General features: G+C 49.5%; 15 protein-coding genes and 2 pseudogenes. 7 read left to right on the top strand and 10 right to left on the bottom strand.

Going from position 1 to position 15,478, the window contains the following annotated elements; translation table 11 throughout:
* Positions 1 to 56 precede the first annotated feature (56 nt).
* On the top strand, positions 57 to 2,543 hold the full coding sequence (locus HBO19_RS21300; RefSeq protein ID WP_170058259.1) for a type I restriction enzyme HsdR N-terminal domain-containing protein: 2,487 nt from the start codon (positions 57 to 59) through the stop codon (positions 2,541 to 2,543).
* A gap of 177 nt (positions 2,544 to 2,720) precedes the next feature.
* Here HBO19_RS21300 and HBO19_RS21295 read toward each other — a convergent pair whose 3' ends face one another.
* The 5 genes and pseudogenes from HBO19_RS21295 to HBO19_RS21280 form a co-directional block, all read right to left on the bottom strand.
* Entirely contained in the window at positions 2,721 to 3,008 is a 288-nt protein-coding gene (locus HBO19_RS21295) for a hypothetical protein (RefSeq protein ID WP_170058258.1), read from the bottom strand.
* Between the two features lie 58 nt (positions 3,009 to 3,066).
* The gene (locus tag HBO19_RS21290) at positions 3,067 to 3,516 is read right to left on the bottom strand and encodes a phosphate-starvation-inducible PsiE family protein (protein ID WP_170058257.1); all 450 of its coding nucleotides are present in this window, start codon (positions 3,514 to 3,516) and stop codon (positions 3,067 to 3,069) included.
* 143 nt (positions 3,517 to 3,659) lie between these two features.
* Positions 3,660 to 3,905, bottom strand: a pseudogene (locus tag HBO19_RS21285) (phosphate-starvation-inducible protein PsiE); the annotation flags it as partial.
* A gap of 160 nt (positions 3,906 to 4,065) precedes the next feature.
* Entirely contained in the window at positions 4,066 to 4,254 is a 189-nt protein-coding gene (locus HBO19_RS28600) for an antitoxin (RefSeq protein ID WP_262386305.1), read from the bottom strand.
* Between the two features lie 66 nt (positions 4,255 to 4,320).
* Entirely contained in the window at positions 4,321 to 4,650 is a 330-nt protein-coding gene (locus tag HBO19_RS21280; RefSeq protein ID WP_170058255.1) for a DUF6124 family protein, read from the bottom strand.
* Positions 4,651 to 5,396: 746 nt separating this feature from the next.
* Here HBO19_RS21280 and HBO19_RS21275 point away from each other — a divergent pair.
* On the top strand, positions 5,397 to 5,663 hold the full coding sequence (locus tag HBO19_RS21275) for a YebG family protein (RefSeq protein WP_046071066.1): 267 nt from the start codon (positions 5,397 to 5,399) through the stop codon (positions 5,661 to 5,663).
* Between the two features lie 135 nt (positions 5,664 to 5,798).
* Here the strand turns inward: HBO19_RS21275 and HBO19_RS21270 are convergent, their stop codons facing one another.
* Positions 5,799 to 6,254 (bottom strand): helix-turn-helix transcriptional regulator, encoded by a 456-nt coding sequence (locus HBO19_RS21270; RefSeq protein WP_046071065.1) that lies wholly within the window; start codon positions 6,252 to 6,254, stop codon positions 5,799 to 5,801.
* Between the two features lie 296 nt (positions 6,255 to 6,550).
* Here HBO19_RS21270 and HBO19_RS28595 point away from each other — a divergent pair, with 296 nt between their 5' ends.
* Positions 6,551 to 6,985 (top strand): hypothetical protein, encoded by a 435-nt coding sequence (locus HBO19_RS28595; protein WP_046072656.1) that lies wholly within the window; start codon positions 6,551 to 6,553, stop codon positions 6,983 to 6,985.
* A 573-nt stretch (positions 6,986 to 7,558) separates the two neighbouring features.
* Here the strand turns inward: HBO19_RS28595 and HBO19_RS21265 are convergent.
* The 3 genes from HBO19_RS21265 to HBO19_RS21255 all read right to left on the bottom strand — a co-directional run bounded on the left by HBO19_RS21265 (position 7,559) and on the right by HBO19_RS21255 (position 11,471).
* The gene (locus HBO19_RS21265; protein WP_046071064.1) at positions 7,559 to 8,326 is read right to left on the bottom strand and encodes a hypothetical protein; all 768 of its coding nucleotides are present in this window, start codon (positions 8,324 to 8,326) and stop codon (positions 7,559 to 7,561) included.
* A complete protein-coding gene (locus HBO19_RS21260) occupies positions 8,323 to 10,785 on the bottom strand; it encodes an AAA family ATPase (RefSeq protein WP_170058254.1) in 2,463 nt (820 codons plus the stop codon). Before HBO19_RS21260 ends, HBO19_RS21265 begins: the two co-directional genes overlap by 4 nt.
* Before the next feature lie 503 nt (positions 10,786 to 11,288).
* Entirely contained in the window at positions 11,289 to 11,471 is a 183-nt protein-coding gene (locus tag HBO19_RS21255) for a hypothetical protein (RefSeq protein ID WP_046071061.1), read from the bottom strand.
* 397 nt (positions 11,472 to 11,868) lie between these two features.
* Here HBO19_RS21255 and HBO19_RS21250 point away from each other — a divergent pair, with 397 nt between their 5' ends.
* From HBO19_RS21250 to HBO19_RS21235, 4 genes and pseudogenes are all read left to right on the top strand, one after another.
* A complete protein-coding gene (locus tag HBO19_RS21250; RefSeq protein ID WP_046071060.1) occupies positions 11,869 to 12,054 on the top strand; it encodes a hypothetical protein in 186 nt (61 codons plus the stop codon).
* Positions 12,055 to 12,470: 416 nt separating this feature from the next.
* A pseudogene (locus tag HBO19_RS21245) lies at positions 12,471 to 12,789 on the top strand (histone-like nucleoid-structuring protein, MvaT/MvaU family).
* 231 nt (positions 12,790 to 13,020) lie between these two features.
* Positions 13,021 to 14,178 (top strand): hypothetical protein, encoded by a 1,158-nt coding sequence (locus HBO19_RS21240; protein ID WP_170058253.1) that lies wholly within the window; start codon positions 13,021 to 13,023, stop codon positions 14,176 to 14,178.
* Positions 14,179 to 14,377: 199 nt separating this feature from the next.
* Positions 14,378 to 14,920: a DUF1523 family protein gene (locus tag HBO19_RS21235; protein ID WP_046071058.1), complete on the top strand. Its 543-nt coding sequence runs from the start codon at positions 14,378 to 14,380 to the stop codon at positions 14,918 to 14,920.
* 129 nt (positions 14,921 to 15,049) lie between these two features.
* On the opposite strand, the gene HBO19_RS21230 is transcribed toward HBO19_RS21235, so the two are convergent.
* The gene (locus tag HBO19_RS21230) at positions 15,050 to 15,475 is read right to left on the bottom strand and encodes a hypothetical protein (protein WP_046071057.1); all 426 of its coding nucleotides are present in this window, start codon (positions 15,473 to 15,475) and stop codon (positions 15,050 to 15,052) included.
* Positions 15,476 to 15,478: the final 3 nt, after the last annotated feature.

Here is a 15,478-nt window from a genome sequence, read left to right as displayed (position 1 = left end):
GCCACCTGCAACTCTGTTTTAGTAGTCTACTGACTTGCAACATATAGGGAAATGACGTGTCGAATAATCAGCAAATTCCTCACCTGCACGACAAAATGGACATGCTTGAAAGTATCATTACTTTGGCACGACAACGAGACATTAACGAAGCCGAGACTCGGCATAAAATCATTGACTTTATACTTCATGATTTTCTTAGCTGGCCTAAGAACCGAGTGTCGGTTGAAGAATATATAGCTCCTGGCTTTGCAGACTATGTATTAAAGAAAAGTAATGGCGATGACCTACTATTTGTTGAAGCCAAACGATCAGGCATCTTTTTTGATTTACCTATAGCAAACTCACAAAGTGAAAAATCATCATACATAACAATAAAGAAACTCATTTCAGATGAAAAAATTAAGACAGCAATGGACCAAGTCCGAACATACTGTTTTGACACGGGATGCGAGTACGCCTGTATTACCAACGGGTCAGAATGGATTTTTTTTAAAACATTTGAGAAGGGTAAACGCTGGGAGACTCTCCAAGCCTTTGTCATAAGATCATTAGATTTTTTCAAATCTGAGTATACGAAATCAATAAACAATTTTTCATTTACGGCCATTACTGATCGTTCATCGCTTCCAATATTGCTAAGTAGCGCACCGCCAAAAGACCGAACAATTTTTTTTCCAAAAGAAAATATACTCTCATATTCTCACACCATTACCGCCAACCGGCTCGCATCCAAACTTCGTCCAATTGTCAACAGGTATTTCGGAGTCATAAAAGACGACGATACAGAATTCATGGAAAGATGTTATGTGTCTCAGCGAGAATATCAGGGAACCTCGGACGGAATGAGATCCTTAATACAAGATTCATTATCTCCATATTTTAGCTCTTACGGAGTGCAGCAATTAGATGACACAGGAAAAGGAGGGCGCCTGGGTGGGCGTCTCACTAAGAATATAAAAGATAAGAGAAAAGGGGAGGTTTTGGTTTTATTTGGCGGGAAAGGAGCAGGAAAATCTACATTTATTAAAAGGCTGTTACATCATAATGCTCCGCGCTGGCTCAGGGAACATTCAGCCATAGTAATAATCGACTTGTTAAAAACACCTGAAGATATTGAGATAATTCGGCAGTCGATATGGTCAGGTCTGGTCGCTCAACTAGACAAAGATAATCTCCTTCACTCTGAAAGGGCCACGATATTAACACAGCTATTCAGTGATAAGTTCACCATTGCTAAAAGACAAAATTTAGCTGGATTGTCTGACTCGTCAGAAAGCTACAACATCAAGTTAAACTTACTTGTTGAAGAGTGGAAAACGGACCTACCATATTGTGCTGAGCGCCTAGTAGAAAGACTTGCCATGCAAGAAAAAGGCGTAATTGTGGTCATCGACAATACTGACCAGTATTCCTCCCACATCCAGGATTTTTGTTTCTCATCAGCTCAAGAAATATCCGACCGACTCAAAAGTATCACTTTGATATCTATGCGGGAGGAGCGCTTCTACGACTCAAAAATACATGGAGTTTTAGATGCTTTCCAGAACTCCGGCTTCCATATAAGCTCCCCCAAGCCAGCTGAAGTTTTTAAGAAAAGACTGGACTACACCGTTTCAATTCTCACAGATGAGCGAAAGATCAGCAATGAAAACATTGATGACTACGACTCAACCTTTACTGTAGACAGCTCAAAGTATCTAAAAATACTTAGCCGTGAATTCTCCAATTATCAATCACCACTGAATCAATTCCTCACCGCCTGCGCCCATGGCGATATTCGGCTATCTCTTGATCTATTCAGAAGTTTCCTTCTTTCAGGGTACACCAATGTTGAAGAAATGATTTCCAACGGAAGTTGGAATTTCAAGATTCATCAAGTCATTAAACCGGTGATGATCCCTAACAGATATTTTTACGATGAATCCGTCAGCGACATCCCAAACATTTATCAAATACGTTCATCACGGCATGGCTCACACTTTACGGGACTTCGTATACTTCGCAAAATATCAAAAGGCACTGATCCTAGCGCACCTCAATATACTGCAGTCGCTGAGCTCAGGGCCTACTTCGCAGAAACATTTGGAATGGTAGATGATTTTGAAAGAAACTTAGATACGCTGCTTAGAAGTGGATTTGTAGAATCAAATAACAGGCTCGACTCATACTCGGAGTCTGTCGACAGTATAAAAATCACCAGCTATGGCCTTTATATGCTGAACAACCTTGGCTACTACTTCACTTATCTGGATCTAGTTTGCACAGACTGCGGTATATTTGACGAAACAGCTAGCAACTACCTAACCGAGGCAGCGAAAAAGGAATACAGCTACTTCATTAAAGGTGAACGTCTAGACAGAGTTAAAGTTAGACTAGAGCGGGTTGGCGAATTCTTGAAATACATAACTACTGAAGAGCAGAGAGAAAAGGAAATCTACTCGCTTGGCATGCCTGATGAAGAAATGTTTACTACAAAGGCGTCGGCAAGTTTTCAAGAAGAAAGCAAGCGTGTATTAAAGAGTGCAAAACGGCAAAAAAATTAAACTAAAAAACCAGACATCGTATGAGCACCTTTATCAATCTTGGTGCTCATACGTTCAACTCAGCGCATCTATTTATCAATTGTGAACTCAAGCGCTTTTCTGACTTCTTGTACCACAACGGTTTTTGTAACGCTTGAAATTCACCCTTTTGACAAAGATCTTCGACGGTGTCTTTTTTTAGCTAAAGAATCCAAGCGTGATTTGAAAAATTTGCTCATCTATAAAAAATATTTTTTGGTTTGCAGTATCTACCTCCACCCAAATATTATTTTCACAACAGCAAACCAGTTCCAACATCCGGAAAGACGACTCCCGTAGTGGTATTGCTTTACTGGAAGCAGCCAGCTCCGATGTGATCCCTTTACCGGCTTTTTTGTCACATTGGGCAATGTGCTGTTGAATGATATCCCTTATATGCATCAGTCCCGCTGCCCCAGCCGCGTTACCTTGACAGATACGCCGCATAATGTAGACCTGAAAAAGAAAAAGGCCAATCTAAAGCAGCCAATCCATTAAAGCTATTCTAATCAGACTTTTCTTTTACAGAGGGATACTTCGAAGATGAGTATCTCACAACAAGAATTGAAATCGCCAGCAGCAACACCCCACCACACACGTAAAGAATCCCGGTATCCGGCGCATTGTGATGAGAAACATCACTTATCAACAATCGAATCAATGCGGTTACGCCGATATACAATAAAAATCTTAGGGGCATGTGATTAGTTTTAAAATAAATTCCCGCCATAGCCAACAATTCTAGATAGATAAAAAGCAGCAAAATATCATCAACTGTAATTTTCGGCTGTTGGAGCATACCTATAAATGTAGACACTCCTGCCCAAACGGTTATTAATCCAATGGCGAAAAGGGCGAGGTAATGAAATGTTTCTACGAATAAATTGCCAATCGAATCAGCACCACCATGCAGCTTTTTACGCAGGCTTTCAGCCCATTTCACTTCTTGCGTCATCGTACCCACCACTGTTCAAAATTGAGCAAATCAATCCAACCACACGGCGTATCAGAAGCGGATCATGCACACAACATTCTAGCATTCTCAGGGCTTGCAAACGTCTAGTAACCACTTCGGGGAATGTTAGTAACGTATACCTTCGTCTTGAAATAGATCCCCACCATGGCGCCCAGCTCCAGATAGATAAACAGCAGCAGGATGTCATCAACGCTGATGCCGCCTTTTTGCAACATGTCGATAAAGGTCATTATTGCCGCATAAGCGGTGATTGCACCGATACCAAAAAGCGCGAGGTAGTGAAACGCCTCCACCGCCAGATTGCCCAGGGAATCTGCATTCGCGTGCAGGCTTTTGCGCACTTTGTCGGCCCACTTCATTTCTGTCATTGCTCACCACCACTGTTTAAAAAATAGCCAACCCGGCCAATACCTGCGTCGTGCCTCACGGCGGATCGGATAATGCCCGTTCGGCGTGACGATAGTTAGGCATGCAGAAAAAAGGCCAGGGATTGCAGAGTGAGATGATGGCGGGTTGATATGAAGCACTTCAATCAATTGAATGTCTTGCGACCTTGGCGTCAATCAGCGCCCGCATTTCTGCCATGACCTGATCATGAGGGACGCCACGGCTTGGATCATCAAGGACAGCGTTCACCTGGGAACGAAACCAGAGGTCATAACTGGCGGCGGGCTCTTGGGTCTCTGCGGGGATATCTAAGGGAAAAGAGGTCTCCATAATAATTCAAAGCCTATGCCGATTTTGTAGGAGCTGGCTTGCCAGCTCCTGTGTATTGGGATCGCCCTATGCCACCTGCTCTATCGCGCGGTCAACCAGTAAACCACCCATCTCCACCAACTGGTGAATCGCCAGCAGCAAGCTGCGCTGTGAGCCATCAAGATCAAAAGCCAGTGTGCTTGCCATTTCACGGGCGCTATTCAAGGTTTCGCTAGCGTTGACCAGCAGGGTTTGCGTGTCAGCCCGAGGCGTTACGCTGAAAAGCGTCGCGGGGGGCTCCGGAGCAGGTTGAGGCGATTCAGACCGCAAGTAGTGATCGATGGCCCGATTGGCAGCCGCTTGCAGCCGAGCGTCATTGCGTGAGTTGTCTGGGGGATTGGGGGAATGCTTTTTCATGGTGTAGTTCCTTAGCAGAGAAACCATCACCGCCTGCCGCCAAGCAGGTTGGGTGACGGATTGCACAAGGTTGGCGGACCGGTAAGGAAGAAACCCGGCACCCCGAAGGGTCCATGCGCAACCCGCCATGACATAAGAATGCAAATGCAAAAAACGCCTGCAAGCTCATTGAGGGTTGTTGCGCTTTCCTTGCTGGGCCGCCAAGCCCACTCGCTGCATACGCAGCGCCCGAGGAAGGTAAGCCACCGGACAAATCCAGCGCAACCCCGGCAAGTTGTCAGAAATTTCCGTTGTAGCAAACCCCCATTTCCCAACTACATTAAAAAGCTGCTACCCAAACCCCCTGGATTGGCTTATCCTTTTAGCTGTATATAAATACAGTAGTCGCAATAGACAACTATCGTGAAGGCATGTGAGGTGGTGAATGGCCGTCGAAGTGGTATACCGCAGCAGCCGAGATCTGGAGCGTTTGTTCATGGTTTTGCGGACTAGTGGACTGCCTAGATAGCCATTGGTCGGGGATGGGTGCCTCTAAAACTGCGGTGATATCAGTAGCCTACGCATCCAAATGGAGAGAGATTTTCCTTCGAAACCAATTACCCTGCCTAGTTTTCGCTTTTGCCACCCTGCCTAGTTAGCTCGTAGGACTTTAGTGAAACAGTTCGCAAGATTCATCGGCCAGCATTTGCTTTGAACAAATGCTTCCTCATACACACTGGACAAACAGACAGACGACGAGGCCAAAAATGGCAGTTGAGACTCTTTATCGCAGTACCCGAGACCTGGAGACTACTTTTGTGGACCGCAAACTCGCTGATGCGCATGATCAAATGCTTGAGCTGGCGGAGCTGCTCACGGACACACTGATGAAGCATGTACCGGGGATATCTGAGAAACACGCAGAAGATGTGAGCATCTACATGGCTAAAAATCGCTCAGTGTTCGCAGCAGCTTTCAAAAACAATGTGAGCGCTTTGAGCGAGCTTACTGAAGCCGCTGGGACTGAAGGATGAAATAGGTCTGGGCCTTCGAGCGGGCGTGATTGACCGTTTAGTAAGCGCTTGGAGCTTATGCAAACTAAGCTCCAGCGTAATCGGACTGTTTGGAATATTTCTAAGATTACAACCCCCTCGGGAGTGTTTGGTAGCTCATCGCTTAAGCCAATAACGGTCGACTGTGGCGCGACTGACACCCAGTCTACGCACGATCTCCATTTTTGCTAATCCTTCGGTTTGCAAAGTCTGGATGGCCAAACGATTATCTTCTGCCCGCTTTCCACGTACCCCGCGGCTCGCGCCATGATTGATAACACTACTCAGCAGGCCAGCTCCGAGCAGTCGGTTTAAATCACATTCTTGCTGATGCCGATAGGCTTCCAATTCGACCCCAACCATGCGCGCCTCCACAGCCATAAGCAAAAGGCTTTGGGAGATGCCCAGGCACTCGCATAAAGAATAGAATTTGAGAACGGAAATGGCCTGACGCCCTTGTTCGACCTTGGCAAGATGATCTCGATTTAGGGCTTGTGCACAGCCCTCTCGACTGAGTCCAGCAGCAACCCGGACTTCCCTTATGACCTGCCCTAAAGCCTCCAAATAATTCATCTCTCTTCCGTGTACTCACAAAAGAGAGAATAAAGCCACGCTTTGACGCATCACATCGTGGGGGTATACCATGCATATATAGCGCGAAAGCTTGGAATCCTCATCCTTCCAGGAACGTTCTACAAATCCTCAAACACTCACAACGCAGTCGAGATGCGTACTGCGATACCGAATGTTTTTTCACTGTGGGTGTACGAGCGGCACGGACTGAATCGGGAATGGGTTGGCAATTGATATATATACTTGACCCTGCAGAACGTAAAGTTTTCACCAGGACACACTGTGAGCTAGAGGGGGTGGGCTTTCTTATCACCATTACCTCAGCCCAGACAGGGATGAGTGATCGCGCCGCGATGGTCAGCTGTGCGTATGAACTTCAGTACTATCTGAATGCTGCTCCTGACGTTGTGATCAGTCATGTGCAGATGCTATGCCCACCAGCCCTGACCCGCTCCGACAGATGGAGTTTGGAAGATCTGGACCAAATTATTTGCTTCCAAGGCATAGCAACTCAAGAAAGTGCCGTTGTATATCGCACCTCTCACGGTGTTTACAAAATGGGAGAGCTGGACCTTCGCAAAAAAAAGACATCGCAGGTGTGGTTCTCGAAAAAGCGCTTGGAAAATCACCTGCCTCGGATTTCAGTGCCGGTTCCCAGATCAGCCAGTCACCAGATGTACGCTCCCCTCTACCTGAGGCGCAAGTCGACGAAAAGTCCCAAGTTCGCTTAAGTCTCCGTTGGTACAGCTGGGATTGTTACATCCGCGGCTGTGATTCACATCAATACTGATGTCAGCACCGGCGCTTAGAATGAATTGATGCTGATGTCAAAGCGACTGAGGTCCTTACGCGCCAGTGCGCACTGGTGCCCAGCAAGGTGCGTAACTGCATAGACTAGACGTAAGTGTTGATGCTGACCCCGGATTGACCCAATTGCCGACGCAAGACTGTCCCATCTCTAAAACTGCAACAATCGAGCACAGACAATAATTCACGAGGAGTCAGACTGGGTCAGTGAAATCTCGGCAACTGGTTCAACTCGGCATCGGCGCCAACACCCATCATGCTCTGTGATCCCCCGCCGGCCAATGAAGCAATTTTGCCGCAGGTCAAACAGGGGAGCTACTTTTTCAACAGAATCGGCCAAGTGCGGTCGTTCAGCTGTAGATCGAGTGGGAAGGGTACAAACCCTGGAAAAGGATCAATGAGTGAGTTGAGGTAATGCGACGCACACCGTTCGATCATCTCCGCTGCAAGTACCGACCTGTGGTCGGGTCAGTCTCGCCACTTTGCTCGCGTCATACTCAACCAGTGGCGGCGTTGACCATGGCCTCGATCAATGCAATCTGAACCGCCTGAACCCTGTCAATGGCAGCCTCGTCATGACTGACGATAAAGTTCTGAATGGTGGTCACGTCCCCATAAAGCTTCGACTTGGGCGATAAAAGGGTCATCTCGAGCGCGGCCGCGTGAAGGAATTGCGAACAAAGGTTTCGACCATGGACGGTCCGCCCGGCATACAACGGAATATTGACCCCATTCTGGATAATGGCCGCATATTTGATGTGCGCATCAAACGCATGCAACCTTGGATGATACTGAGATATGAAATCCACGTGGCCGGGATAACTGGAGAGAGAGCGCGCAAAAGTCTCCGATTGTGTCTTTCCCTTGAGCCGGTTGCAGCGTTCGCAACTGACCGCGAGATTCCAGAAGTGCAAGGTGAATCTTGGATGCTCGGACCGGGAAAGGACGTGTTCAATCGGGCGTGCGAAGCCGCCTTTAAGAAGCGGCTGCCGACAATAACAACACTGCTCTTCTTGCAACTCAGCCAAATGATCGCGTAGAGCAGACATCAGCTCCGCTCCCGTTATTAGACCTTCGGGTGTCTGCCACTCCGTCTTGTAGAATTCGCCCCATACATCACGGCTTTCCCTACGTTCAGCATCAAAGAAACTCTCGCCCTTCATGATATCCGCCGCATGGGGGCGACGCTTCACCCTCCGATGGCTCTTCGCCAGATACGCTGCTTCTTCTGCTAGCCGGTCACGACCTGCGGGTAACAGACTCACCGCCCACCCTCCCCAGTCTCCTGAGCCCAGGTTTGCAACTGAACCAACGCCTCGATAGTTTTTTCGATCAGCAGCAGTTCGCTATCAAGGGATGAACTGCGCAATTGTCCAGTTGCCGAGTGGACGGTGCGGCGCATCGCAACCAGCTCCTCCTCTAACCGGGTGACGACCTGTAGATTTTGATACTCCGCGTTCACGGCTTTAATGGCCTCCGAGACAATCGCGGCACAACGTTCGTGTACTTGTCTGTTATTTTCAGTATGGGTGCCAAAGCCAGTGAACAGCACCCGCTCAACAGAGCCGCGATCATGGACTCGCAGAGGGATCAACTGCTGATCTCGGGCAACAAAGCAACGATTACTTGCGGTCAATGCACTCGTTACCAGTAGAGGAGAGTGTGTCGCTACCACCATGTCGCACTCGAAGTGCTCACACATCCTACTCAGCATGACGGGCAGCAAGCGCTGCCAACTCACATGCAGGCTAATCTCGGGCTCATCAATCAATATGAGCGCGCTTGGCGTCGCCGAAACTACCAGTTTCACCAGTAAAGCCAGCATTTGCTGTTCTCCCGAACTCAGCTCGGAGAACGGCGTGACCTCACTGCGCGCGCTCATGCGCCCCAGCGCAGGCTGCATACTCGCCAACGCGCTCGGCTCAACTAAATCTATATTATCCTTGGCAAGATCACTCAGCAGAACTGTCGAGCTGACCAGCAAATCGGTATCCTGGCCGCTCCATTCAGATGTAAAAGGCACCAAATACCGCCGCGCCCTGAAATCCAACAGTTCCAATCCCATACTGAACGCCGCCAGTCGATGGGGATCGCAATGAATGTCAAACATCTTCTTACCCATGTCCAAGGCGACCTTCTTGCCTGACGCTGTCGAATTGGCGTTGCGAGTACCCTCATAACGGAAAAAAACGTCCTCTTTATTCTTCTGGACGCGATGGGCAAACCGATCACTGAAGCCAAAAGCTACCCCAATCGTGACGCGCCCTTGGTCTACACACTGTTCTGCAATTTCACGCAGTAGCAGGCTCTTACCCTCACCATTGTTCCCAATCACATAGATTGGCTCACGGGGCTCTCGCTTTGCTGTTAGCAGTTGCGCGATAGCGGCACTATCCAGTCCGGAAGCCCAGATGCGGGGCTTCTGAGAAGCCAGGTAGTCACGGGCTTGTAGACGAGAATTATTCGCCAACAGCTGTTGCCTTGACACGCGCGCGCACACACCAGCCACGTCACGATAGCCATCACCGAATTCTCTCAGGTAGATATTGTGCAGGCGTTTGTCGCTGCTGTTGGTCCTATCCGGCAGCGACCAGTCGGCATGATGTAAATCCCCTTCCCACGCAAGGACCAGACGAGCCGCAAACTCGGCCAAAGCAGTCCAACCATCACGATGATTGGCAGGTAACAGTGCTCGCATGTCCGCCATCAGCACCGCCTTACTCGGAGGGCTCGAATGGGCACGAAGCACCCACGCACTATGGGAAATAGTCGTATTGCGGCTGCCCGAGGGAAAATCGATCACTGCGACCAGCATCCCCGACTCCACCAACCACTCTCGCACTCTTTGAATCTCGTGTTTGATAGCGATCCGTTCTGAACCGCGAACCATCACCACGCCTTCGAGAAAATGATTGTGGCTTAGCAGCGCGTCCAGCATCTGCACAGAACTGTCGGCAGCGGATACTGATCGCGGCTGCTGAAAAGCGCCTGAAACACGATTTGACAGCTTCCGAGGAGCGTCAATCAGGAAAAAATCCCCAGACAGGAGCTTGAGGTCGCCAAAGGCCTTCTCATCGAGTTGTTTTGTAGCGGCTTGAAGAAAAGCCATGCGAAGTCGCAACTCAAACTCCCATCCCTTGATGAAGCGCACAATGACAGGGTCCCATCCAGGTGGAATAGCAGGCGTTCCGGAGTGACTCAATGACAGGAACTCACCTGTCAATGCGAATGCCTCGACTCGTCTGAAAGCTCTTCGAGCCAACATGCTTGAGAACCTGGCGACCATGCTCAGGTAGCGTGAACTGGCCCCAAGATCAGCGGCAGAGCTGGCGAAAAACAGATAATCGAACAGTCTCAACACCTCGTCCGGTGAACGCGGTAGCTCACCGTCAATGGCTTCGAAAGCTTCCGTGAAGAAGGGTCTGTCGATGATTGATCCAAAAAATTCAGCCTGCGGTGGCAAGTCCAGAATGCCGATCAATTCATCACAGATGCCCCTCCACTGCCGGTTGAATTCCTGATCGTTCTGCTCGCGCAAAAGATGCCTTAAGTGGATAGGCTTCTTAGCAGAAATCGATAACAGCCCCCGATCGAGTGCTACGATAAATAGCATCTGCAGCAGAGCCTTATCCACCTGGCGATCGTCGCTTCGCTCGCGTGAAGCGATACGTTTCTTCAACATCTTCCAGAACTGGGCGACGGCAAAATCCTTTTCGTCAAACATCGTGCATTACCATTACATAACCTTGTAGATGGAAGGCGGCCTGCGCCGCAGGCGGCCCTGCTGCAGGAACCGCGATAACTAGGGGTGAGTTCGTCGGGAAAAATGATACTCAGTACAGTCACGCGGAGCCGCAGCGCCTTACAACTGCAGGGGCGGAGGCAAAACGGCATAAAAGTAACGGGTTATGACTGGCGAAACAACCGACACGTCGCGTTTGGACAAGGCAACAAACCAAGGCTGGCGGGGGAGAAGGATTGCCAAGCCGGAAGAGCCCAGGCGACTGAACTTTCTTTACCACCCAGGTGAATCGCCCTGAGTTTCTTAGATACTTTGACGGGCTGCTTTTGGCCGGTTTCTGCGTTGATGAGCGATTGTAATGGGTTGGTTGCTGCCCCTCGCGCCAGGCGGCAATCGGCCAGTAGCAGTCAAACTATACCCCTAGAAAACCGCGGTAATCAATTATCCGTAGGGTTTACAACATTAGGAGGCGAACTTTGAGAATATCACTCACCGCAATTTCCGCTTAGCAAGCCTACCGGTTCATGCTCGACTCCAAAAATAGCTGCAGCATCAAGGAAATGGTTCGAAGCATCACGGGATCGTTTTCGCAGCATCAGCCTAGCCTCCCTCTCGAATTGATCTTTCATGAGCCACTTGATTGTTTTGGCCTTACGTTTGCCTTTCATGATCAATCTCATTAGGTCTAATCGTTTGGAGCGCTTTGGGGTGAAAGTATCACCAAACGCTGCAGCATGGTGGTTCACAAGGCAAACGGTTCAGCCACTTGAATCAACATCATCTCAACCGCTCTTGTGTCGGCAATGAACGCAAGGGTAGCGCTGCCGTGGTGATGCATAGCTACCGGCGGAAAATATCCGAATATATCCTGCTGATTATAAATTATAGTCAGCAGGATATATTCGGATATACACCAAAATTCATACGCCCTCTATCGGGACTGATTTGCTGCCCAACGCGCATAGTTTATATTCTCAATGATCAATCAGCGGGCGACTGCTTGCTCAATAGCATTTTCGTCGAGGACTGGCGGAGGTCTGGCGCGCAGCAAAATTGGAGATCATTATGACCGATATTGAGCGTTTCCGTATGAGCGTCCCCATAAGCCAAACCGACTCGAAGGTCGAAGTCAAGTTCCAGCTGAACGAATCCCACGCCAAGATGATAAAACAAAATACGCCATGGATGAAGACGCGGCCCTCAAGTCTTGGCCCGACGCAAAAATCTGGTGCATGCGCACTTACATTCTAAGTACCCCTTCTGACTCCGAGATGGAAAGTATCGAGGGAGTCTCGCCCCCCGAGTGAGATAAGTCGCTCACAACTCGAACCGCGTCTGGAATTCCTCCACAACTTAGCTTTTCTACCGTACGCAAGACCGCTGATCTAATCAGCGTACGGGAGTCTGAGTTACCAGTCGCCAACAAAGGAAAAGTTCGTCTCACTTTCTTACGGCGGCATACTTGAACCATGGTATGCTCTTGCAACGGTCGCTACTTAATCCCGCGTCATCTGATCAACATTAAGACCGACGACTGCTTCCTGAGCATTAGGCTTAGTTTCACAATTAAATAAAAGAGAACTGTAACCACATGAACGAGGCAATCGCCAAACGGCACTGAGGTTGAATTCCCAAGATGGGAGACCACCTAAAGGAGATTTGCTGAAATGAGTTTGATCAACGAATCCCGCTCCACCGAAGAAGCTATCAAAGAGCTTAAAGCTCGTTTGAATTCTTCGAAGTCCAATGACGGCTTGCAAAAAAACTTGAGTTCGAAACAAAGCTGAAAAATCTGATGGGCGAGTACAGCAAGAGCCTGCGTGATGTGATCGCACTCCTCGACCCTAAACGCGCTGGTCGGCCAGTCAGCGCTCAAACGAAAAAAGCACTGAACGTGCCGCTCGCAAAGTCAAACAATACAACAACCCGCACAACGGCGAAGTCATCGAAACAAAAGGTGGAAACTACAAGACTTTGAAAGAGTAGAAAGCCAAGTGGGGCGGTGACGTGGTCGAAGGTTGGGCTACTGTTCAATAAGTTTTACCATAACACCAAAAGCTAGGGAGGTATCCCAGGTTTTTTTATGAATGGCCCGTCTAATCCACGACAACTGACGCGTCCACACGAGCATGCAGAACCTCCTCACGTATTCACATGCCCGGCCGATAACTACTATACCCTTCTGGGTACTGGATAACGGAATTAGGGAACCGGATGATGTTTCGCAACGCTCTCGCATTTACGCTGGCATTAGTGGCCTGTAACTCAATAGCAGCAAGCTTTGATTGTTCCAAGGCCGCAAACTTTGCGGAATCCAGCATCTGTAAGGACGGCTATCTGAGTGGCGTCGACAGCATTCTCGGTCGAGCCTATCAAAAAGCCCTCGCTGAAACAGAGCACCCAGATGGTCTGCGCCAGTCACAACGCGAATGGCTATCCGTACGAGATCAGTGCGCCACCCAGAAGTGTCTCGATCAAACCATGGGAGCTCGTGTCACCTTTCTGGATAATTACTCCAGCGTTGAAAAAAGTAAGGCATACGCAGCAGAAGAGAAGCTGCGCAAGGATGAGTATGAAGCTCAGCGCCAGGCAGAGGAACTTGCCAGCTCCCAAAGAGATGAGCAGTACCGGATCGCTCAGGAACAATCCCGCCAACAAAGACAACAATCTCCTCAGCAGCATCAGGCGGCTCAGACACCGTCTCAAAGTGTGCAACCGGCGCCCTCCTCTCAGAGCCCAGCCTATGTGGTCTCGGCACAGCAAGTGCGCCCTGCTCAGCCAGTAGCTGAGAAACCAGCAGTGCTACGCATGTGGCAGGCCTTCTGGGCAGGCCCGGCATGGAAATACACGCTCTTGATAGGTTCTTTGATCACCTGTCTGGCGATCTGGAGACACCACACAGAGGCTGCCACGATCTACACCGACTACACCGATGCTGCGATCACGAATGCGCTGCCCGCGATCGGTGCCGTTTCGGCTCTGATCCTTCGGTGGCTTGAAATGCCTGGCTTGGTCTCAGGGATAGCGTTGGGTACCGGGATTATCTTGGCCATTGCATACGCCGTATTCGCGACCTTCCGGACTAACCAGGGAGTTCTGAGTATCACCCTAGTTATTGTTGCCAAGCTCACTCTCATCACAGTGTTCTATGCGGTGATTGGAATGCTGATCGCGTCGCTCTTTTCGAACAGTGCTCGACGCAAAGGTGAATCTCAAGCGCGTGCTGCTGCGAGAAACAGTCGAGAGAAGAAGCAAACCATGGCTCTGATCACAGGCTTGTCGGTGGCTTACACCGCTTTTACTGCCTGGGTCTGCCGGCGACCTGAGTTCACCTCACTTTCCGTATGCCTGGAATTTGATACAGCACCTGCATAAGCCAGGGCGATCGGAACGCGATCGCTTGCTTCAGCAAACAAGTAGCCCGGGAGATTTCCTGGGCTTTTTTTGAGCCGTCGTTACTATCACTGCAGCACCTACACATTTGCTAACCAAGTTTAGTAGCACCCCAGCGGTCAAAGGTGAAAACCCAAGATCGAATTGGGGCAGAATTCGACGATCAAAATGGAGCACATAAATGAAGTGGATTAAAGGGGTGGTTATCGGCGCAATCTTGCTCGTAATCACTGGTGCGGGACTGGGTCTGTTTTATGTTTTGCCGCAGTACGACGTGGTGGCCATCACCGGCGTTGAGGTAAAACGTGTGGACGATGACGGCGTCATCAATGCTGAAAACCCAGCAGACGGCCCTACCCGGGATGTGTATTTCATTAACACTGAACACCCAACATCGAAAAAGGTAATGGTCTATCGCAATGAAGATACCGGGTGGAGTTTTCCGTGGTACTTCAAGTTTGACTCGGCCGACGTTCAGGCAAAGGCCCAGGGTTACTCACGAGATGCCCAGCAGCTGGCTCTCATTCGTTATTACGGCTGGCGCATTCAAATCTTGTCCGTGTTCCCAAACATCACAGACATCGAAGCCACGAACAGTCGCGAAGAGCCGTTTCCTTGGTTCAACACGATTTTCCTCACCGTAGGCACGCTGCTGATTTTGTTTGTGGTGTTTTTCCTGCGCCGGCGATTCAAGCGCAAGACCAGGGGCGAAGTACTGGGTTGAGCGGTTGAACCACTCGCCTTTTCAGCTTGGAAGATTCGTTAGCCGTAGAATGAAAAATGCTAGTCAGTTACCTGACTGGCATTTTTTGTAGGTGAGATTCCTTCATCCGGCCGGGCTAAAGCAAGCCAGTCAGCGCTTTACCATTTCACACTGACGTCGCAAGTCATCGTTTTTGATGCTCCCGCAACTGCCATTGCCAGTCTTGGCGTAGCACAAGTATCGCTGATCGTCGTCACGGATACTAGCGCAACTCCCGTTGCCTGTTTCGACGTAGCAGGCGTTACGCAAGTCGTCATTGTTGATGCTTGCACAGCTCCCGTTGCCCTCTTTCACGTAGCAGTATTTGCGTTTGTCATCATCACGGATACTCGCACAACTGCCATTGCCGGCCTCCACATAGCAGGTAGCGCGCAGATCGTCGTCCTTAATGCTCGCGCAACTCCCATTCCCCTCTTTGACGTAGCAGTAGGCGCGTTGATCGTCGTTGTTGATGCTGCCGCAACCGGCGTGAGCGAAGCCGCTGAGCACCAGCAGCATTACCAAAATAAGCCTCATCCC

Origin of the sequence: Pseudomonas sp. WS 5021, from assembly GCF_012985535.1 — a bacterium.
In the GTDB taxonomy this organism is placed as follows: Bacteria; Pseudomonadota; Gammaproteobacteria; order Pseudomonadales; family Pseudomonadaceae; genus Aquipseudomonas.
Note: the sequence above shows the minus strand (reverse complement) of the source record. Positions and strands in the feature narration are given on the sequence as shown.